The following is a 19,859-nucleotide window of genomic DNA, read 5'->3' as shown; positions in this document are numbered from 1 at the left end:
CGGGGTGAGGAAGCCACCGACCGCGATGAGCGAGCCGAACAGGTACAGCCAGTAGGCGAACATGTTCAGCCGCGGGAACGCCACGTCCGGCGCGCCGATCTGCAGCGGCATGATCCAGTTCGTGAAGCCGGCGAACAGCGGCGTCGCGAACATCAGCAGCATGATCGTGCCGTGCATCGTGAACGCCTGGTTGAACTGCTCGTTCGACATGATCTGCAGACCGGGCCGGGCGAGCTCGGCGCGCATGAGCAGCGCCATCACGCCGCCGATCACGAAGAACGCGAACGACGTGACGAGGTACAGCGTTCCGATCGTCTTGTGGTCGGTGGTGGTGAGCCACTTGACCACGACGTTGCCGGGTTGCCTGCGCCTGACCGGCAGCTCGTTCTCGTACGAGTCCTCAGCTGCGGCGGCACCCTGGGGTTCGTTGAGGATGCTCACAGGTTTGTCGTCTCCCGGTTCTTCTCGTGGCTCGTCTGCGCGATGCCGGCGGGAACGTAACCGGTCTGCCCCTTCTTGGCGAGGTCCTTGAGGTGCTGCTCGTAGCGCTCGGGGGAGACGACCTTCACGTTGAACAGCATCCGGGAGTGGTCGACGCCGCAGAGCTCGGCGCACTTGCCCAGGAAGGTGCCCTCCTTGTTGGGGGTCACCTCGAAGGCGTTGGTGTGGCCCGGGATGACGTCCTGCTTCATCAGGAACGGCACCACCCAGAAGGAGTGGATGACGTCACGCGAGGTGAGGACGAAGCGGACCGTCTTGCCCTTGGGCAGCCACAGCGTGGGGCCCGGGTTGCCCGTCTGCGGGTTCCGGGTGCCCGGCGTGCCGACGTCGTAGACACCGCCGGCGTTCGCCGGGAAGTCCTCCTTGAACCGGTCCGGAATGGCGGCCAGGTTCTTGTCGGTCTTCGCGTTGCCCGTGGAACCCTCGACAGGCTCGACGTAGTTGAAGCCCCAGCTCCACTGGAAGCCCACGACGTTGATGGTGACGTCGGGCTTGTCCTTGAGGCTGAGGAGCTTCGTTTCGTCGCGGGCCGTGAAGTAGAAGAGCACCGAGACGATGATGAGCGGGACCACGGTGTACAGCGCCTCGATGGGCATGTTGTACCGGGTCTGCGGAGGGACCTCGACCTTGGTGCGGCTACGCCGGTGGAAGATGGTGCTCCACAGGATCAGGCCCCACACCAGCACGCCGGTAGCGAGCGCGGCAGCCCAGGAGCCCTGCCACAGGGAGAGGATCCGCGGAGCCTCTTCTGTGGTCGGGGTGGGCATACCAAGGCGGGGGAAGTCTTCCCAGTTGTACGAGCAACCGGTGGCTGTCGCCAGGACCAGGCCCGCGGTCATTGCCTGCAGCAGCTTCCGCCGCATCGGGCGCCGCGGCGAGCGGTCGGAGCCGTTGGGACTCACGTAGCGCCTTCCCGAGAGTCTCGCCCGCGCGGTATGGCTGCGGCCTGGCCTTCTCGCTGGTCGGTCGCCGCCCTGCGACGGGCAGGGGTTTGGATGTTTATGCGGACCAAACCCTAGCCGACGCTCTCCGAGGGTTCGCGGGGAGGGGTGCCTATGGGGTGGGGTGGTTCGCTGGTTTGGCGGGTGCGGGCTGTTTGTGGCTGGTCGCGCCCCGCGGCGGAGCCGCAAATGTCACAGCCCCGCGCCCCTTTGCGGCGTTGCAGTGAAGGGGCGTTTAGCGTTGCTGTGTGGGCTACTTTGACGCTGCTTCCAGTGCTCCTCTTCATCCTGTTGCTCGGCAGGCTCTGCAAGCCTCCCTTGATGAGGGGTGGGCCGATCCGGCACGCCTGTATCGGGAAGGGAGGCGGGCGCGGTTGTTGCTGGATGCGGCTCGGGAGGCGGCCGCTGACGCAGTGGGGTGTCGGCCGGACGAGCTGGTGTTCACGCCGTCCGGTACTCGGGCCGTCCATTCGGGTGTCGCCGGGGTGTTGGCGGGGCGGCGGCGCGTCGGACGCCACCTGATCGTGTCTGCGGTCGAACACTCCTCTGTGCTCCATGCGGCTGACGCGCACGAGGGTGCCGGGGGGACGGTCACTCAGGTGGCGGTGGACCGGGCGGGGGCGGTGGGTGTTCAGGCTTACGCGGAGGCCTTCCGGCCGGACAGCGCGCTCGCCTGTCTGCAGTCGGCCAACCACGAGGTGGGGACCGAGCAGCCGGTGGCGGAGGTGGCCGCGGTGTGCCAGGAGGCGGGGGTGCCCTTGCTGGTGGACGCGGCGCAGTCGTTGGGTTGGGGACGTGTCGAGGGCGCCTGGTCGGTGTTGGCCGGGAGCGCGCATAAATGGGGCGGTCCGTCGGGGGTCGGGCTGCTCGTCGTACGCAAAGGCGTGCGGTTCGCGGCGCAAGGGCCTGCTGACGAGCGGGAGTCGGGGCGGGCGGCCGGGTTCGAGAACATCCCGGCGATCGTCGCCGCGGCGGCCTCGCTGCGGGCCGTACAGGCGGAGGCGGCCCAAGAGGCGGTACGGCTGCGGGAGCTGACGGAGCGGATCCGGGCGCGGGTGCCGGAGCTGGTGCCGGATGTGGAGGTGGTCGGCGATCCGGTGCGACGGCTACCCGGCATCGTCACCTTCTCCTGTCTCTATGTCGACGGAGAGGCCCTGCTGCACGAACTGGACCGTGCCGGGTTCTCGGTCTCCTCCGGTTCGTCCTGCACGAGCAGCACGCTGACGCCCAGCCATGTACTGAAGGCGATGGGTGTGCTGAGCGAGGGGAACGTGCGGGTGTCCCTGCCGTTCGGGACGGCGGCGGAGGATGTCGAGCGGTTCCTGGAGGTGCTGCCCGGGGCGGTGACCGCGGTGCGGGAGAAGCTGGGGGCTCCGGTCGCCGAGACGGTCGTACGGGACGACGTCCTGGTCGTGGACTCCCTCGGCAAGCGCTGCCCGATCCCGGTCATCGAGCTGGCGAAGGTCATCGGGGATGTGCCGGTGGGCGGGCTGGTGCGGGTCCTGTCGGACGACGAGGCGGCCCGGCTGGACATCCCGGCGTGGTGCGAGATGCGGGGGCAGGAGTACGTGGGCGAGGAGCCGGCGGAGCGAGGGACGGCGTACATGGTGCGCCGGGTGAGCTGACCCACCTCAGGGGCGCGGGGAACTGTGCGACCAGCCCCCACGCCCCCACAGCCGACAACGAACCCGCTGAGGCAGCCGATTGGTCGCACCCGGCCTCAGCCAAGGTGGGCCCGAACCTCCTCGCCGGCCTCATGCCCGTACGCCTTGGTGAACCGGTCCATGAAGTGCACCCGCCGCAGCTGGTACTCCTGCGTACCCACCGTCTCGATGACGAGAGTCGCCAGCATGCAGCCGACCTGCGCGGCCCGCTCCAGGGACACACCCCACGCCAGCCCCGACAGGAACCCCGCGCGGAAGGCGTCGCCGACACCCGTGGGATCGGCCTTGCGCTCCTCCTCGGCGCAGCCGACCTCGATCGGGTCCTCGCCCTGCCGCTCGATGCGTACGCCCCGCGAGCCGAGGGTGGTGACGCGGTGGCCGACCTTGGACAGGATCTCCTCGTCCGACCAGCCCGTCTTGGACTCGATGAGCCCCTTCTCGTACTCGTTCGAGAAGAGGTACGTCGCGCCGTCCAGCAGTATCCGGATCTCGTCGCCGTTCATTCGGGCGATCTGCTGGGAGAAGTCGGCGGCGAACGGGATCGCGCGGGAGCGGCACTCCTCGGTGTGGCGGAGCATGCCCTCGGGGTCGTCGGCGCCGATGAGGACCAGGTCGAGGCCGCCGACGCGGTCCGCGACGGTCTTCAGCTCAATCAGGCGGGCCTCGCTCATCGCACCGGTGTAGAAGGAGCCGATCTGGTTGTGGTCGGCGTCGGTGGTGCAGACGAAGCGGGCGGTGTGCAGGGTCTCGGAGATGCGGACCGAGCCGGTGTCGACACCGTGCCGGTCCAGCCAGGCCCGGTACTCGTCGAAGTCGGAGCCCGCGGCGCCGACCAGGATCGGGTTCGTGCCCAGCTGGCCCATGCCGAAGGCGATGTTCGCGCCTACGCCGCCCCGGCGTACGTCCAGGTTGTCGACCAGGAAGGAGAGCGAGACCGTGTGCAGCTGGTCCGCGACGAACTGGTCGGCGAAGCGGCCGGGGAAGGTCATGAGGTGGTCGGTGGCGATGGAGCCGGTGACTGCGATGCGCACGGCTGGAGTCTCCTGCGGGGAGGTGGGATTGACATTCCACGCTACCGTGCGTGACCGGGACACTGAAGCAGTCAAAACTACCTGATAGTAGATCTTTCTTCGCGGGCTCCGGCGTGCCTACGGTGCCGCTATGACGAAATTCGAGGTCCATGCCCCCGTTCCGGCCGACCCGGAGGTCGACCTGGCGTCGCTCCTCGGTGACTGCGCGCGGATGGCTCCCCACTGGGCCGCCCCCGACCGCGTCCATTCCCTTCCGGTCTCCCCGTCACTCATCCACGGGGTGACCGTGCCGTCGAAGTCGGCGCGACTGGTGGACGCGATGTCGGACTACGGCGACTGATCGCGCTGCGCCGACCGGTCGAATCTCGGCGACCCGAATCGGCGCCTTCAGGGAACCGTGCGCTCCCCCGCTGCGTCCCATCGCTGTCCCCCGTAAAGGGGATGCGGGATACGACCCGACAGACCGACCTATTTGACAGGGCCTGGTCAGGGTTATGGGACATGTGCGCAGCCGAAGGAGCGATGCGGTGAACACCGAGCGACCCGAGAACGACGACACGGGCGCCGACGGCTCCGCCGAGGAGCAGGGCGTCCGGGAGGAGAAGGACGCCGTCGGTACCGAGGGGCTCGGAGCCGAGAGCGAGGCGGCCGAGGCCGCGGCGGGCCAGGACGGTTCGGAGGAGGACGCCCCGGAGAAGGCCTCGGAGGAGGCCTCGGTCCCGGCCTCGTCGGCTGCGGATGCTCCCGCCGCCCCCACCCCCACCGCCGAGCGCCCCGGCACCGCCCCCTCCCCGGCCGACGGGTCCGAGGACACCCAGGACGGCGCCCGGCGTCGCTCCCCCGCGATCATCGCCTCCGTCGCCGCCGCCGTACTGCTCGTCGGAGGCGGTGGCGCCTACCTCGCCGCCAACGCGTCCGGCGGTTCGGACGGCGGTACGACGTCGGCGGCGCCCGGCGACACTCCCCCGCCGCTCCAGCTCGACGGCTACACCGGAGGCGACACCGGGAGCGACACCGGCGGCATCGCGCCCGGGGAGCCCAACCCGTACGGCGTCACCTACAAGGCCGACGGGGAGCTCGCCGACGGGCCCGGCTCGGCGCCGGTGTACCGGGCGGGGGGCGTGGTCGGTGCTGACGAGGTGGCCCGGCTGGCCAAGGCGCTCGGCATGGACGGGACGCCGGTGGCGCAGGGGCAGACCTGGCGGGTCGGGGCGACGGACGGGGCGGGGCCCAGTCTGCAGGTGAACAAGCAGGCGCCGGGGACCTGGACGTTCTACCGGTACGCGCCGGGCACCGACAACTGCCAGAGCACCACCAAGTGCCAGAAGGGTTCCACCGAGTCGGCCGCCGACCCGGTCGGCGAGGAGGCCGCGAAGAAGGCCGCCGCGCCGATCCTCAAGGCGGTGGGTCAGGATGACGCGAAGCGCGACGCCGGCCAGTTGATGGGCACCCAGCGGGTGGTGAACGCCGATCCTGTGGTCGGCGGGCTGCCCACGTACGGCTGGACCACCGGGGTGACCGTGAACGCCCAGGGTGAAGTGGTCGGCGGAAGCGGCCAGTTGAAGGCGCCGTCGAAGTCGGACACGTATCCCGTGCTCAGCGCCGAGAAGACGCTCGGGCTGATGAACGCGGCGCCGGGGACCGACGGCCGCATGGGCATCGGCGGCTGCGCCAGCCCCGTACCGCTGAAGGACCGGCTTGAGGCGCCCTGCGGTGCGGAGGCGTCGGCGGGGACGCCGTCGAAGGACACCGTCACGGTCGAGAAGGCCGTGTTCGGGCTGGCCGCGCACTATGTGGACGCGCGGCAGGCGCTGGTGCCGTCCTGGCTGTTCCAGGTGAAGGCGCCCGGTGCGCAGGACAGCTTCACCGTCACGTATCCGGCGATCGACCCGAAGTTCCTGGCCTCGGCCACGCCGTCCGAGGAGCCGACCGGGCAGCCGACCCCGCGGCCGACCGACCCGAAGGACGAGCCGACCTCCGCGCCGGTCACACGGAACGTGACGGTGGACGGCTATACGGTCGACGGCAGGGAGCTGACCGTGGCCTTCACCGGCGGCGTGTGCGCCGACTACAAGGTGACGGCGAGCGAGAGCGGCGACGAGGTGACGGTCCGGGTGACCGAGACGTCGCAGCCGGAGAAGGTCTGCATCCTGATCGCCAAGGTGTTCCACAAGACCGTGCAGCTGGACAAGCCGCTCGGTGACCGCAAGGTCGTGGGCACGGACGGCCAGGCGCTCCCGAAGGAGAAGCCGGGGGCGGGCGTGCCGGAGACGTCCGGGGCCCGGTAGGGCCTGCGGATACGGGAAAGCGGCGGCCCCGTCGGAGGGGGTCGCCGCTTTCTCGTATGTCAGCCGGATCGGCGGTCAGCCACGTGGGCGGTCGCCGGGTCGGCCGGGCTCAGCTGAAGGAGTCGCCGCAGGCGCAGGAGCCCGTCGCGTTCGGGTTGTCGATCGTGAAGCCCTGCTTCTCGATGGTGTCGACGAAGTCGATGGAGGCGCCGCCCAGGTACGGGGCGCTCATGCGGTCGGTGACGACCTTGACGCCGCCGAAGTCCTTGACCACGTCGCCGTCGAGGGACCGCTCGTCGAAGAAGAGCTGGTAGCGCAGGCCGGAGCAGCCACCCGGCTGAACGGCGACGCGCAGGGCCAGGTCGTCACGGCCTTCCTGGTCGAGCAGGGCCTTGACCTTCGCCGCGGCGGCGTCGGACAGGATGATGCCGTCGGTGACGGTGCTGGTCTCGTCCGATACGGACATCTACATCTCTCCCGGGTTGTACGGAGACTGCTTGCCGACGGTTGCAACCGTCGGGGCCGCGGATTCATTCCGGGCCGGGCGCTTGTCTTTCGGTCCTTCTTCATGCTCGCACACGGCGCGTGGAGCGGAAAATGCCTGATTCGGGAGTGCGGGCCCTCTTCAGGCCACCTCCAGGCCCCCTCCATGCCTCCTGAGGGCACCTCGCCGGGATTCACGTCACATCGACACGATGGCCGTCGTCAAAGTGACGTGAACCGGTTATGATAGATAGCGTCAAATCGACGAGAAGTCGATGAAGGTGTCCCGAATGACCCGCCGGTCCGGATACTCCGGCCCCGGCGAGCCGCAGAACAGAAAGGGTGCGTGTCGTGACCACCGCCCAGACCCAGGAGCTCGACGTACAGCCGACGCCCCTCGCCCTGCTGCTCCTCGGCCGTGAGGCCGACCCGAGGAGCGAGCGCGGCGTCGAGTGTCCCGGCGATCTGCCCTCGCCGTCCGACCCGGACCTGGTCGAGCGCGCCCGCGCGGCCAAGGAGAAGCTCGGCAGCAAGGTCTTCGTGCTCGGCCACCACTACCAGCGCGACGAGGTCATCCAGTTCGCGGACGTGACCGGCGACTCCTTCAAGCTGGCCCGGGACGCGGCCGCCTGCCCGGAGGCCGAGTACATCGTGTTCTGCGGTGTGCACTTCATGGCCGAGTCGGCGGACATCCTGACCTCCGACGACCAGAAGGTCGTCCTCCCCGACCTCGCCGCCGGCTGCTCGATGGCCGACATGGCGACGGCCGAGCAGGTGGCGGAGTGCTGGGACGTGCTGACCGAGGCCGGGATAGCCGAGCAGGTCGTCCCCGTCTCGTACATGAACTCCTCCGCGGACATCAAGGCGTTCACGGGCAAGCACGGCGGCACGATCTGCACCTCGTCGAACGCCAAGCGTGCGCTGGACTGGGCCTTCGAGCAGGGGGAGCCCCATTCGACCAAGGTCCTGTTCCTCCCCGACCAGCACCTCGGGCGCAACACCGCCGTCCGGGACATGGGCATGTCCCTGGAGGACTGTGTCGTCTACAACCCGCACAAGCCGAACGGCGGGCTGACCGCCGACGAGCTGCGCGCCGCGAAGATGATCCTGTGGCGCGGCCACTGCTCGGTGCACGGCCGCTTCAGCGTTGACTCGGTGGAGGACGTGCGCGCCCGGATCCCCGGGGTCAACGTGCTCGTGCACCCCGAGTGCAAGCACGAGGTCGTGGCGGCGGCGGACTACGTCGGTTCGACGGAGTACATCATCAAGGCCCTTGAGGCGGCTCCGGCCGGCTCCAAGTGGGCCATCGGCACGGAACTGAACCTGGTCCGCCGGCTGGCGAACCGTTTCGCGCCCGAGGGCAAGGAGATCGTCTTCCTCGACAAGACGGTCTGCTTCTGCTCGACGATGAACCGCATCGACCTGCCCCACCTGGTCTGGACGCTGGAGTCGCTGGCGGAGGGCAAGCTCGTCAACCGCATCGAGGTCGACAAGGAGACCGAGGCGTTCGCGAAGCTGGCGCTGGAGCGGATGCTGGCGCTGCCGTAGGCCTCGCCCTGCCGTAACCCTCGTCCCTGCCGTACGTAACCCTCGCCCCGCCCCGCCGTCACCCCGAGGCCGGTTTCCGCTCGGGGTCGGCGGGGTCGAGGGCGAAGACGGTGCCGTCCGAGGTGGCGACGATCACCGAGCCCTCGTGCAGCAGGACCCCGGGCCCGACCGGCGCGCTGTCCGACCGCTCCGTGCGCGGCAGCGTCTCCCACAGCGAGGTGCCCTCGCGCCCGTCGAGGGCGGCCACGCGGCCGCTGATGCTGGCCAGGTACAGGGTGCGCGTCTGCGCGTCGTAGCTGGCCGCACCTGGTCCTTCCAGGCTGGTCCGGGTCTCCCACAGCAGTTTGCCGGTACGGGGGGAAACGGCTCTCACCACGCCGCCGGGCGAGACGAACCAGAGTGTGCCGGACGACAGCACCGGTTCACCGTCGAAGCTCTCCGCCAGTTTCACCGTGGTGCGGGTGCCGGTGTCCGGGTCCACCAGAAGGACCCGGTCGTACGGCAGGATCTCACCGGACGGCCCCTCCTCCTCGGGCGCCTGCATCATGGCCAGCCGCCCGTCGAGGAATCCGAGGATGCCGCTCTGGGCCGGGGCCTTCAGCGTCCGCGCCGAGCCGTCGGCCGGGTCCAGCACCAGGATCATCGAGGTCTCGCTCGTCCCCGAGGTCGAGATGCACTGGGCGTACACGTCGGTGCCGCCCTTCACGAATGAGCAGTAGTGACCCTTGGGCATCTGCGCGGTCCAGCGCTCCGCGCCGGTACGCGGGGACCGAGCCGTCACGGTCGTACCGTTGTCGCCGGACGTGATGACGAGGCCGTCGGAGATGGCCATGTCGAGGTTCTCGTCGTTCACCCGGTGCGTCCACAGCTGTTCGCCGGTCCCGGCGTCGATCCCCAGCACCTCGGCCACATCGGTTCCGCGGGCGGCGTTGAAGACGGACTGGCGCAGGACGACCGTGCCACTGTGGACGCCGAGCAGCGCGGAGTTGTACGACCCGATCTCGTCGCCGCCCCGTGGGGCCTCGGCGCGCCAGAGGGTCTTGCCGGTCCGGGCGTCCAGGCGCACCGGGAGGATGCCCTCGCCCGCGCAGTAGACGCCGCTGCCGTTCATCAGGCACGTCGGCTCGCCGGCCACCGAGCCGTCGTCCGTTCCCAGCGCCTTCTTCGCGCCCAGCGGTGCCGTCTCGGACAGGGTCGTCTGCCAGGGTTCCCAGTCGCCGGGCAGGGTCCTCCACCGGGTGGTCGCGGTCGGGGCAGCGGTCCCCTCCTGGGGGCTGTCCGCGAATCCCGGCCCGAACCGTATGTACCCGAGCAGCCCCAGGGCCAGCGCGCCCACTGTGCCGGTCACGGCCAGCAGGGGACGGATACGGCGACGCCGACGGCCGGACCAGGTGGTCGAGGCCGGGTCGGCCACGGCGTCGGGGCGGGTCCGCGCCACCACCGGGTGGTCGCCGCGCAGCGTCACCGTCGGCATGTCGCCCGGGTCGGCCTCCGGCAGGCCGTCGGCGAACTCCCCTGCCAGTTCGTCGAGTCCGGGGCGGTCCGCGGCCTCCTTGCTCAGGCAGCGCTCCAGGATTCCCCGGAGCGGCTGTCCGATGCCGTCCAGCACGGGCTCGTAGTGAACCACCCGGTACGCGGTCAGATAAGGGCTGTCGGTGTCGAACGGGCCCCTGCCGGTCGTGGCGTACACCAGCAGCGCGCCGAGCGAGAAGATGTCGGAGGCCGGGCCGACCGTCCGTGCGTCGGTGAGCTGCTCGGGGGACATGAACGGCGGGGTGCCGATCATCTGGCCGGTCTCGGTCAGGGTGTTGTGGTTCTCGGCCGCGCGGGAGATACCGAAGTCGATGACACGGGGGCCGTCCTCGGCCATCAGCACGTTGGCCGGCTTGAGGTCCCGGTGCACCACTCCGGCCCGGTGGATGTCCCGCAGTGCCTCCACCAACCCCAGTGCCAGCTGCCGCAGTTCGCCGTCGCGCAGCCCGCCCCGGTCACGGATCCGGTCGGCGAGCGAACGCCCCGCCACGTACTGCGTGGCCATCCAGGGCCGTTCCGCCTCCGGATCGGCGTCCACCACCGGCGCGGTGAAGACACCGCTCACCTTGCGGACGGCCTCGATTTCCTGCCGGAACCTGGCACGGAAGACGGGGTCTTCGGCGTACTGGGCATGCACGACCTTGACGGCGACCTCACGGCCGGAACGCGACCTGCCCCGATAGACGGCACCCATGCCACCGGCCCCGAGCCGGTCGAGCAGTTTGTACCCGCCGACCGACTTCGGGTCGTCCTTGCGCAGCGGCACGCCCGAATCCCCTTTCGCCGTGGAGCAGTTCGAGGGCACAGAATACGTAACCGGCGGTGACGGCGGCGGCCGGGCGGCGGCGCTTGGGGCACCAGGTCCGTCCCTGGCCGAAACGCGGAGGCCGGCGCTCTCCTGGATTCATCTGATCTCGGCGGACTAGCATGATCGTTCGCTTGTGCGATGTGTGGTGAAGTTTTCGACGGGGGCTGACGTGAGCGCCGACACCTTGAGGCTGCGGACGCGGCTGGCGGATCTGGCGGAGAGCGGGCAGGGCGATCTGCGTGCGGTTGTAGGGGAGTTCCGGCGCAGTGAGGTGCTGGTGCCGGTGGTGGACGGTTCGCTGCTGTCGGTTGAGGCGGACGGTGTCCGTTGGCTCTTTGCGTTCACGGATGAGGCGGCGTTGGAGCGGTTTGCCCGGGCGCGTGGTGAGGCGGTGCCCGAGGGGATGCCGGTTCATGGGGCGCGGTTGCTGGATCAGGTGGTTCCGAGGGTGGCGAGGTCGGGCGGGCCGGTCGGGGTCGCGGTGGACGCGGGCGGGCCGGCGGGCATGGTGCTGCCTCCGGTGAAGGGGATCGTTCCGGACGCGGTGGCTGTGGATGCGGCGGCTTCGGATACGACTCCGGCTGTGGGTGCGGAAGGGACGTATGCGGAAGGGGTGGGCGCGTGAGCGGCGGTGATGGCTACCAGGTCGATCCGGAGGCGCTGGAGCGGATCACCCGGGGCATCAACCAGGCGATCGGTGAGCTACAGGAGTTGGGCTTCGATATCGAGGCGGGTCAGGGCCGCGGCTTCGACGACCTGGAGTTGGCGGGTCTGGAGGTGGGAGACGGGGCGCTGCGTCAGGTTTTCGCCGAGTTCTGCGAGCGGTGGGGCTGGGGGGTGTACTCGCTGGTGCGGGACGCCAATGAGTTCGCGGGTCGGCTGGATCTGTCGGCGGGGCTGTATCACGAGCAGGAGCAGTACGCCTCGAACACCCTGAAGAGGGTGTGGACGGCGACGGCGGGCAACCCGGGCCTGACGCCGGAGGAGGTCGAGCAGCGTTCCTGGTCGCAGACGTTGGAGGACAACCCCGTATCCCACGTCATGAACGCGGACTTCAGCGAGGAGTCGAAGCGGGAGGGCGAGGAGGCGGCCCGGCAGGCCTGGGGGCAGGCGGCCGAGGACGTGCGGACATCGACGGTGATCCCGGGCGCGGCGTCCGATCCGCGGACGGAATGGCAGCGGATCGGCCCTTCGCAGGCCGCGGAGTCTTCTAAGTCCGGGGAAGGTGAGCGCTGATGGGCTTCGGGGATGTGGTCAACAGCCTCGGAGACAGTCTGGACAGTGCTGTCGACGGTGTGACGCAGAACGTCGGCGAGGCTGTCGACTGGACGGCGGACAAGGCGGCGGACGGCTTGTCGGCGGTCGGCGCGGACAGTGCGGCCGAGGGTGTGCGCGACTTCGGTGAGGGGGTGAGTAACCGGCTGGGCGGCGATGTCGCCGAGCGCGGGCTGGGGGAGAGCGAGGATCCCAGGGAACTGGTCCATGGCAGCGTTCAGGCGTTGCAGGCGCGGGCGAAGCATCTGCGTGACTTCTCCAAGGCGTTCGAGAACGTCGGCCAGGGCATGCGTTCGCTGGGCGGTGACGGCTGGCAGGGCAAGGCCGCGGACGCCTTCCGCGAGAAGTTCGACATGCATCCAAGGCAGTGGCTGACGGCGGCCGATGCCTGCGAGGCGGCGGCCGGGGCGCTGGAGACGTACGCGGACACCGTTCGCTGGGCGCAGCAGCAGGCGCAGGCGGCGATCGACGCCTACCGCCGCGCGCAGGAGGACAGCCGGCGGGCGACTGACGCGCACAACGCTCGGGTGAAGACGTACAACGAGGCCGCCGACCAGTACAACGCGGCGGTGTCGGCGGGACACGAGGCGGGCCCGAAACCGACCGAGCCGGGCGCTTTCACCGATCCGGGTGTGGCGGGCCGGCGCGAGGCGGAGGAGAGCCTGGCCGAGGCGCGCCGTCAGCGCACCGACGCCGCCCGCGAGGCGCAGCGCAAGGTGGCCGACGCGTTGGAGGCGGCTCCGCCGAAGCCGGAGTTCACGGACCGGCTGAAGTCCGACGTCGTGGACGCCGTGGTGAGTACCACGCTGAACCAGGCCCACGTCGTGGGCGGTTTCGTCAAGGGCGTCACGGACGTCGTGCAAATGGTCCGCATGGTCAACCCGTATGACCCGTACAACATCACCCACCCCGGCGAGTACGCGAAGAACTCCAACATGCTGCTGGCCGGCCTGGTGGGCACCGCCGCCCATCCTGAACGGCTGCCCAGGGCCATCATCGGCAGCGGCTGGAGCAGCGATCCGGGCGACGCGATGGGGTACCTGGCCTCGAACCTGATCGGCGGCAAAGGCGCGGGCGGCATGGCGCGTGGGGCGGCGCGTGGGGCGGCCGAGGGCGCGGCCAAGTCGGGGGCGCGCAATGCTGTGACCAAATCGATCAGCGACACCGCCAGGCGGCTGTGGTGCAAGGTGTTCGGCGGCGACCCGATCGACATGGCCACCGGCCGGATGTCGCTGCCGGCCACCGACGTGACGTTGCCCGCCAGACTGCCGCTGGTCTTCTCCCGGCAGTTCGAGTCGTCGTACGAGGCGGGCCGCTGGTTCGGCCCGAAGTGGACCTCCACCGCCGACCAGCGCCTGGAGATCGACGCCGAGGGCGTCATCTGCATCCACGAGGACGGCTCGCTCCTGGCCTACCCACACCCCGCCCCCGGCGTACCGACCCTGCCCCTGGCCGGAGCCCCCAACCCGCTGACGATCGACGCCTACGGCGACTACACCGTCACCGACCCCGCCACCGGCCGCACCTGGCACTTCGCGGCCCCGGGCGGCGACGGCAACGGCATCGCCCTGCTGGAACAGATCACCGACCGCTGCGGCCAGTGGCTCACCTTCGAGTACAACCACCAGGGCGCCCCCACGGCGATCGTGCACTCGGCGGGCTACCACCTCACCATCGAGACGACCGGGGAGCGAATAACCGCCCTCCGCCTGGCCGGGGCCGCAGCCGATGGCAGCGACGTCGAGCTGGTCCGCTTCGGCTACGACGAGCACGGCCACCTGGCAGCGGTCACGAATTCCTCGGGCATCCCGACCCGCTTCACCAACGACCCCGCCGGCCTGATCACCGCCTGGACCGACACGAACGACTCGTCCTACCACTACGTCTACGACGACGAGGGCCGCTGCACCTCCCAGACCGGCGACGCGGGCCACCTGCGCAACACCTTCGCCTACGGCGACATCGACCCGGCCACCGGCCACCGCACCATCACCGCGACCAACTCCCTGGGCCACAGCACGAGCTACCAGGTCAACAGCGACCTGCAAGTGATCGCCGAGACCGGCCCCGACAGAGCGACGACCCACACCACCTACGACCGCTACGACCGTCCGCTGACGGTCACCGACCCGCTCGGCCGGACGCTGAGCTACGCGTACGACAAGGCGGGCCGCATGGTGATGGCCGTCCGCCCCGACGGCCGCTATACCAGCATCGGCTACAACGGCCAGGGTCTGCCCGTCTCCATCGCAGGCCCGGACGGCACGCATACCACCCAGGAGTTCGACGAGTTCGGTAACCGCACGGCCGTAACCGACGCGTCCGGGACCACGACCAGCTTCACGTACGACGATCACGGCCACCTGGCAGCGGTCACGGACGCGACAGACGCGACCACGACAATCCGCTGCAACACCGCGGGCCTGCCCCTGGAGATCACGGACCCGCTGGGCGCCGTGACCCGCTACGAACGCGACGCCTTCGGCCGCCCGATCACCATCACCGACCCCATGGGCGCTGTGACCCGCCTGGAGTGGACGGTGGAGGGCCGCCCGTCCCGCCGCACAGCCGCAGACGGCACGACGGAGTCGTGGACATACGACGGCGAGGGCAACCGCACCAGCCATACCGACGCCATGGGTGCCGTCTCCCGCTACGAATACACCCACTTCGACCTGCTGGCCGCCCGCACCGGCCCGGACGGCGTCCGCTACGAGTTCGACCACGACACCGAACTGCACCTGACGAAGGTCACCAACCCACAGGGCCTGACCTGGAGTTACGAATACGATGCGGCCGGACGCCTGATCGCGGAGACGGACTTCGACAACCGCAGCCTGACGTACGAACACGACCCAGCCGGCCAGCTGACCGCCAGCACCACCGCCACCGGCCAAACGATCCGCTTCGACAGGGACGTCCTGGGCCGCATCATAAGGAAGGACGCAGCCGGGGCGGTCACAACGTACGCGTACGGCCTGACGGGCGGCCTGGCCCAGGCGTCGAGCCCGGACGCGGTCCTGACGTTGCAGCGCGACGAGATGGGCCACCTACTGTCCGAGACGGTCAACGGCCGCACGCTCACCTTTGGGTACGACGTCCTTGGCCGCCGCAACGGCCGCACGACACCGACCGGCGCGACCAGCACCTGGACCTACGACACGGCAGGCAACCGCACAGAACTGACCACCTGCGGCCGCACCCTCACGTTCACCCACGACGCCGCGGGCCGCGAAGTGACCCGCCACATCGGCGAAACTCTGACCCTCACGAGCGCCTTCGACCCCCTGGGCCGCCTGACAAAGCAAGAACTCACCGGCCCTGCCAACCAACGCCTCCAGCACCGCGCCTACACCTACCGCGCCGACGGCAACCTGACCGCCATCGACGACCACCTGAACGGCACCCGCCGCTTCGACCTCGACGCCACTGGCCGCGTCACCACCGTCCACGCCACGAACTGGACGGAGTCCTACGCATACGACGCGGCGGGCAACCAGACCCACGCCACCTGGCCGGACTCCATGCCTGGCCAGGAATCGACCGGCGACCGCGCCTACACCGGCACCCGCATCACCCGCGCAGGCAACGTCCGCTACGAACACGATGAAGCCGGCCGAATCACCCTGCGACAAAAGTCCCGCCTGTCGCGGAAGCCGGACACCTGGCGCTACACCTGGGATGCCGAAGACCGCCTGACGTCCGTGATCACACCCGACGGCACCACCTGGCGCTACCGCTACGACCCTCTGGGCCGCCGGATCGCTAAGCAACGCATCGCCACCGACGGCGAAACCGTCGCGGAGCAGGTGGACTTCACCTGGGACGGCACGACTCTGTGCGAGCAGTCCACGCACGCCTCCAGCAGCGACCAGCCGACCATCACCCTCACCTGGGACCACCTAGGCATACGCCCGTTGGCCCAGACCGAACACAAACACCTAACCAGTGACGAAGTCGATCAGCGCTTCTACGCGATCGTCACCGACCTCATCGGCACTCCCACCGAACTTGTCGACGAACACAGCCACATCGCGTGGCGCACCCACACCACCATCTGGGGCACCACTACCTGGAACCGCACCGCCACCGCCCACACCCCCCTCCGCTTCCCCGGCCAGTACCACGACCCCGAAACCGGCCTCCACTACAACTACTTCCGCCACTACGACCCCGAAACCGCCCGATACCTCACTCCCGATCCCCTCGGCCTCGCCCCCGCGCCCAACCCCACCACCTACGTCCACAACCCCCTGGCTTGGACCGACCCCTGTGGCCTCACACCGTGCAAAGACGCGGAGAAAAATGCAGCGGCGAGAAACGAAACGATTCTCGGCCAAGATGTACCTGTTCGGAACGAGGCGTCTGTCGGCAGCACAACTGACCACAACTACAAGAGGACATTCTTCAATGCCAACCCAGACCTCGAAGGAAACGTAGTTGTCCATCATGCCATCGAACAGCAAGTCCTCAAGCGCTATCCCGGCCTGTTCTCAGCTGACGAGATCCACTCCCTGGAAAATCTTCGAGGGATACCAAAGGGAGATATCAACAGTCGCGTGCATTTGAGCGAGATACGCGTGGCATGGAATGGCTTCTACAGAACACATCCCAACCCGACGCGCCAGGAAGTACTCGACCACGTCACACGCGTCGATGATATGCTCGGCCACTGGTTCAACCCGCGCATCAGGTAATCAAACCAAATCGAAAGGATCACGCACATGTGGCGTGAACTTGCCCTTGGATTCTCGAGCGTAGAGCTACGCCCTCCGGCGCCCGAAGAAACCCTTTCACTCATCGAAGAAAGACTTGGGCAGGCAATTCCATCGCCACTCCGATCGCTCCTCGCCGAGACCGACGGAGTCAATGCCGCTTACGGAACGGAAGTCGTCTGGTCAGCCGAGAAAATCCTGACCGAGAACACCTCGCTCCGCAACAATGAGGAGTTCCAGTCCCTCTACATGCCCTTCGACCCGCTCCTCTTCTTCGGTGATAACGGAGGCGGGGATCAGTTCGCCTTTATCCGAATTCCGGAACGGGATGACGTGTTCGTCTGGGATCACGAAACAGACAGCCGGAACTGGATCTCACCCTCCTTTGAGCACTTCCTGCGCAGTGCCCTGGGGAGTGACGGTGAAGACTGGTACCGCTAACGCGTTTCTACGCGTGAAAGATCGATGGGTGAACTATGTCGTTCGGTCCGCCGCCCGCAAGCTTCGGCCGTACCACCCCGCCTGCCTGGACCCCTCCGACGGAAGTCGAGTAGGCGTTGTTCGAGGCCAAGTCGCGTGAGGACTGGGCGGCGTACTTCGACGCGCTCGCGCGCAATCGGCTGTACTTCGCGATAGACCGGGTCAAGGTCGACGGCAAGCGGGGTGACATCTGTCCCATCCTCGACGTCGACCCGCGTGTGGCCGGTGGGAGGAGATGGGCGATATACACCGAGGGCATGCTTCCGGTACCCGAGCCGCATCGCGTGTTCGACTGGGATGTCCTCGCTTGGTTCGCTGAGGTCTGGCAACCCGCCGATCCGCCGATGATCGTCGTCAATCCCTGCAGCCCGTGCGAGGCGTTCCTGCCCTCCGCGCCGCCCCACTCCGCCGCCTGGGCCCAGTACACCGAGCGAACTGGCGGCCCCTCGGCCCAGCCAACGCTGCGGATCCTGCGGGTGGTGGGCGGCCACTGCACGGCCCAGTGGCCCACGGGCTGGCCTGCGGCGCCCACCTCATCGTCCACCAGGACCTTCCCTGGAATGCCATGGCCTACCACGGCCAGGGCTATCCCGCCGAGCGTCAGATGCTGCGCAGATCGTGGGGCATCACAAGCCACCAGGAGTGGCAGGCGCAGCAGCCGCCCTGCTGGCCACCGACGGCGCCAACCCGGTCTGGGAGTTCGCCCTCGGGGTGCGCCGCGCCATCGCCCGCGACTTCGGCGGCTACGTCGAGACCGGCTATTGGCGCGAGGCCGCCGCACGCGTCCTGCGCCGGCGGGCGGAAGGCGAGACCGTGATCACCTCTGACGGCGTCACCAGGACCGCCGCCTCCGTCCCCAGCTGAAACCGAGTGGCACATTAAGGGCGTCCAGCGTCTCATCGCCCGCTACGAGGCCCGCATGCGCGCCACGGCATCCTCAGCGAGGGCGAGTACCTCACCTCCGCCGACGCCTGGGACCTCGGCCGAGCCTCCTGCATGGCGCGCTGGGGCCTGAGCACTGGCAGGACTTCTCCGCCGGCTTCATCCTCGGCCGCTGCCTGCACTTCGACAACGACAAGTTCGGCAGCTGGTACCAGGACATGGTCGCCGTCCGTCGAATCCTCATGTCCGACCCCGGCAGCCCCTGGCTCAACATCCCCTTCCGGTAAGGCCGGTGGTGCCGTACGGCGACTCCCCCGGAAATCGCGCGCCCCTGCTCTCCGCGATCCGCAACGCATCCCCCAGCCGCACACTCCCACTGACCGGACTCCACGTCGCGGGCATGATCTTCTGGTCCGCGAGATGCAGCCCTTCTATGACGGGACCGTGTCTTCCCAGCACGATCGCAGCTGTTCCTGAAGGTCCGGGACAGATGTTGCGTCGCAGGACATGACAACCACGAGCCTGCCGAAGTCGATGCCCACGGGCTGCTGTGTGCCGGACCATCGCTGTCCTGCCCGCAGAAGGGTCCTGAAGAGCATTTGGCGCCCAGCGGCATCGCCCGGCAGTGCCTCATCCGCGGCCTCGACGATCAGAATGTAATGGTCCACGGGCAGCCACTTCAGATCGCGCAGACAGTCGGAGAGGGCGTCCCAGTTCCACCCGAAGTAATTGGGCAGGTTCAGCCCGTCGTAGAACTGCTGGAAGACGGCGTCCGTGTCGTGCATCTGCCGGCCGTTGAGACGCGCTACGTACGCCCTACCAGTCATGGGAAGCAGTAGATCGACAGGCACGGCGCCCTGCTCCCGGAACGACGTGCACCCAGGGCACGGTGTGCACCGACACCACCCTCCTTCCAGTTGTCAACTGATGTTGCGCTGCCCAATCGTGGCTCGCGCTTGCCAAGCGTCGCTGTCCGAGACGTAGACGGAGATACGCTGGTCGAACCATCGAGCAGCCTCCGGAAGGTCACGGATCAGCGCGGGGATCTCAGGCTCGAACCTCAACACTGCCAACGTCTTCCAACCGTGAGGGATCACGTCCCACACGACTCCAAACTGCTGGGTGACCGCCACGACGGTCGTCGTCACCCAGGCGACATCGCTCTTATCAGAGCGACGGAAGCAGCAATCGAAGCTTCTACCCACCGCCACGTCTGCATAGTTGTAGGACAGGAAGAGGGCTTCCTCGTTCGCGGAGCATGCGGGAAGCCCTTGCCCAAAAGCAGCGAGAGCACTCTCGTCGGCACGACTCTCGACGAGCAGAAGCCGTTCGATAACTGGGGTGCCCTCTTCAGTCCTCACGTCATCATTCTCATGGCTCCCGCAATCGCGCGCCCCTGCTCTCCGCGATCCGCAACGCATCCCCCAGCGCTTCGGCCAGCCGTACGCCCGCGAAGCGCAACTCCCGCCTCCCCGCGCTCGGTTCGTCGAGCAGTGACTTGGCCGCGTCCAGGACGTACTCGGCCGAGCCGAGGAGTTCCGCCTCCAACTCGTCCGCCATACGGGACAGACGGCTCTCGGCGTGGTCCGCGCTGAGATAGCACGGGCGGCCGTCCGGTGTGGTCCAGGGCAGTAGTCGCAATGGGGTGCCCATTCCATCGCGCATCATCTTCTGTCGCTCCCTTCGAACCAGTCCCTGTAGCGGGCTTGA

Annotated in this window: 18 protein-coding genes; 10 read left to right on the top strand and 8 right to left on the bottom strand. The window is 68.6% G+C overall.

Annotated elements, in window-relative coordinates; all coding sequences use genetic code 11:
- Together BLU79_RS25055 and coxB are read right to left on the bottom strand one after the other, a co-directional pair.
- Positions 1-441, bottom strand: a 441-nt coding sequence (locus BLU79_RS25055; RefSeq protein ID WP_177001165.1) for a cbb3-type cytochrome c oxidase subunit I, incomplete at its 3' end; no start/stop codon positions are given.
- Positions 438-1,403, bottom strand: a complete 966-nt coding sequence (coxB, locus tag BLU79_RS25050; RefSeq protein ID WP_093908112.1) for an aa3-type cytochrome oxidase subunit II — start codon at positions 1,401-1,403, stop codon at positions 438-440. The genes BLU79_RS25055 and coxB, both read right to left, overlap by 4 nt.
- Positions 1,404-1,690: 287 nt before the next feature.
- Here coxB and BLU79_RS25045 point away from each other — a divergent pair, with 287 nt between their 5' ends.
- The gene (locus BLU79_RS25045; protein WP_093908111.1) at positions 1,691-3,067 is read left to right on the top strand and encodes a cysteine desulfurase/sulfurtransferase TusA family protein; all 1,377 of its coding nucleotides are present in this window, start codon (positions 1,691-1,693) and stop codon (positions 3,065-3,067) included.
- 95 nt (positions 3,068-3,162) lie between these two features.
- On the opposite strand, the gene BLU79_RS25040 is transcribed toward BLU79_RS25045, so the two are convergent.
- Entirely contained in the window at positions 3,163-4,137 is a 975-nt protein-coding gene (locus tag BLU79_RS25040; RefSeq protein ID WP_093908110.1) for a carbohydrate kinase family protein, read from the bottom strand.
- Positions 4,138-4,267: 130 nt separating this feature from the next.
- Here BLU79_RS25040 and BLU79_RS25035 point away from each other — a divergent pair, with 130 nt between their 5' ends.
- Together BLU79_RS25035 and BLU79_RS25030 are read left to right on the top strand one after the other, a co-directional pair.
- Positions 4,268-4,477 carry a hypothetical protein gene (locus BLU79_RS25035; protein WP_093908109.1) on the top strand — a complete coding sequence of 70 codons (210 nt, stop codon included), beginning with the start codon at positions 4,268-4,270 and terminating at the stop codon, positions 4,475-4,477.
- 187 nt (positions 4,478-4,664) lie between these two features.
- Positions 4,665-6,425, top strand: a complete 1,761-nt coding sequence (locus BLU79_RS25030; RefSeq protein WP_093908108.1) for a hypothetical protein — start codon at positions 4,665-4,667, stop codon at positions 6,423-6,425.
- Positions 6,426-6,534: 109 nt separating this feature from the next.
- Here the strand turns inward: BLU79_RS25030 and BLU79_RS25025 are convergent, their stop codons facing one another.
- Positions 6,535-6,891: an iron-sulfur cluster assembly accessory protein gene (locus tag BLU79_RS25025; protein ID WP_030582488.1), complete on the bottom strand. Its 357-nt coding sequence runs from the start codon at positions 6,889-6,891 to the stop codon at positions 6,535-6,537.
- 368 nt (positions 6,892-7,259) lie between these two features.
- Here BLU79_RS25025 and nadA point away from each other — a divergent pair, with 368 nt between their 5' ends.
- Positions 7,260-8,456 carry a quinolinate synthase NadA gene (nadA, locus tag BLU79_RS25015; protein WP_093908152.1) on the top strand — a complete coding sequence of 399 codons (1,197 nt, stop codon included), beginning with the start codon at positions 7,260-7,262 and terminating at the stop codon, positions 8,454-8,456.
- A gap of 58 nt (positions 8,457-8,514) precedes the next feature.
- On the opposite strand, the gene BLU79_RS25010 is transcribed toward nadA, so the two are convergent.
- Positions 8,515-10,755, bottom strand: a complete 2,241-nt coding sequence (locus BLU79_RS25010; protein ID WP_093908106.1) for a protein kinase domain-containing protein — start codon at positions 10,753-10,755, stop codon at positions 8,515-8,517.
- 211 nt (positions 10,756-10,966) lie between these two features.
- Here BLU79_RS25010 and BLU79_RS25005 point away from each other — a divergent pair, with 211 nt between their 5' ends.
- From BLU79_RS25005 to BLU79_RS50060, 6 genes are all read left to right on the top strand, one after another.
- Complete coding sequence (locus BLU79_RS25005; RefSeq protein WP_256333450.1) at positions 10,967-11,422, top strand: SseB family protein; 456 nt, start codon at positions 10,967-10,969, stop codon at positions 11,420-11,422.
- Positions 11,419-12,033 carry a hypothetical protein gene (locus BLU79_RS25000; RefSeq protein WP_093908105.1) on the top strand — a complete coding sequence of 205 codons (615 nt, stop codon included), beginning with the start codon at positions 11,419-11,421 and terminating at the stop codon, positions 12,031-12,033. The genes BLU79_RS25005 and BLU79_RS25000 overlap by 4 nt, the downstream gene beginning before the upstream one ends.
- The gene (locus tag BLU79_RS24995) at positions 12,033-16,769 is read left to right on the top strand and encodes a putative T7SS-secreted protein (RefSeq protein ID WP_093908104.1); all 4,737 of its coding nucleotides are present in this window, start codon (positions 12,033-12,035) and stop codon (positions 16,767-16,769) included. Before BLU79_RS25000 ends, BLU79_RS24995 begins: the two co-directional genes overlap by 1 nt.
- Before the next feature lie 27 nt (positions 16,770-16,796).
- Positions 16,797-17,228, top strand: coding sequence for an SMI1/KNR4 family protein (locus BLU79_RS24990; protein ID WP_093908103.1), 432 nt, complete (start codon positions 16,797-16,799; stop codon positions 17,226-17,228).
- Positions 17,229-17,909: 681 nt separating this feature from the next.
- Entirely contained in the window at positions 17,910-18,131 is a 222-nt protein-coding gene (locus BLU79_RS49220) for a hypothetical protein (RefSeq protein ID WP_256333449.1), read from the top strand.
- Positions 18,128-18,436 carry a DUF1266 domain-containing protein gene (locus BLU79_RS50060; protein ID WP_371131936.1) on the top strand — a complete coding sequence of 103 codons (309 nt, stop codon included), beginning with the start codon at positions 18,128-18,130 and terminating at the stop codon, positions 18,434-18,436. The genes BLU79_RS49220 and BLU79_RS50060 overlap by 4 nt, the downstream gene beginning before the upstream one ends.
- Before the next feature lie 144 nt (positions 18,437-18,580).
- On the opposite strand, the gene BLU79_RS24980 is transcribed toward BLU79_RS50060, so the two are convergent.
- The 3 genes from BLU79_RS24980 to BLU79_RS24970 form a co-directional block, all read right to left on the bottom strand.
- Entirely contained in the window at positions 18,581-18,934 is a 354-nt protein-coding gene (locus BLU79_RS24980; protein ID WP_371131933.1) for a barstar family protein, read from the bottom strand.
- Between the two features lie 135 nt (positions 18,935-19,069).
- Positions 19,070-19,510 carry a hypothetical protein gene (locus tag BLU79_RS24975; protein ID WP_093908101.1) on the bottom strand — a complete coding sequence of 147 codons (441 nt, stop codon included), beginning with the start codon at positions 19,508-19,510 and terminating at the stop codon, positions 19,070-19,072.
- A 10-nt stretch (positions 19,511-19,520) separates the two neighbouring features.
- Positions 19,521-19,817: a hypothetical protein gene (locus tag BLU79_RS24970; RefSeq protein WP_093908100.1), complete on the bottom strand. Its 297-nt coding sequence runs from the start codon at positions 19,815-19,817 to the stop codon at positions 19,521-19,523.
- Positions 19,818-19,859: the final 42 nt, after the last annotated feature.

Origin of the sequence: Streptomyces sp. cf386 (assembly GCF_900103585.1) — a bacterium.
Lineage (GTDB): Bacteria > Actinomycetota > Actinomycetes > Streptomycetales > Streptomycetaceae > Streptomyces.
The sequence above is the reverse complement of the archived record's forward strand: the minus strand, read 5'-3'. Positions and strand labels throughout refer to the sequence as shown.

Coding starts and splice junctions, on each gene's coding strand:
- BLU79_RS25035 (WP_093908109.1), top strand. CDS start 4,268: ATGACGAAATTCGAGGTCCATGCCCCCGTTCCGGCCGACCCGGAGGTC.
- BLU79_RS25025 (WP_030582488.1), bottom strand. CDS start 6,891: ATGTCCGTATCGGACGAGACCAGCACCGTCACCGACGGCATCATCCTG.
- BLU79_RS24995 (WP_093908104.1), top strand. CDS start 12,033: ATGGGCTTCGGGGATGTGGTCAACAGCCTCGGAGACAGTCTGGACAGT.
- BLU79_RS24990 (WP_093908103.1), top strand. CDS start 16,797: ATGTGGCGTGAACTTGCCCTTGGATTCTCGAGCGTAGAGCTACGCCCT.
- BLU79_RS24980 (WP_371131933.1), bottom strand. CDS start 18,934: ATGCACGACACGGACGCCGTCTTCCAGCAGTTCTACGACGGGCTGAAC.
- BLU79_RS24970 (WP_093908100.1), bottom strand. CDS start 19,817: ATGATGCGCGATGGAATGGGCACCCCATTGCGACTACTGCCCTGGACC.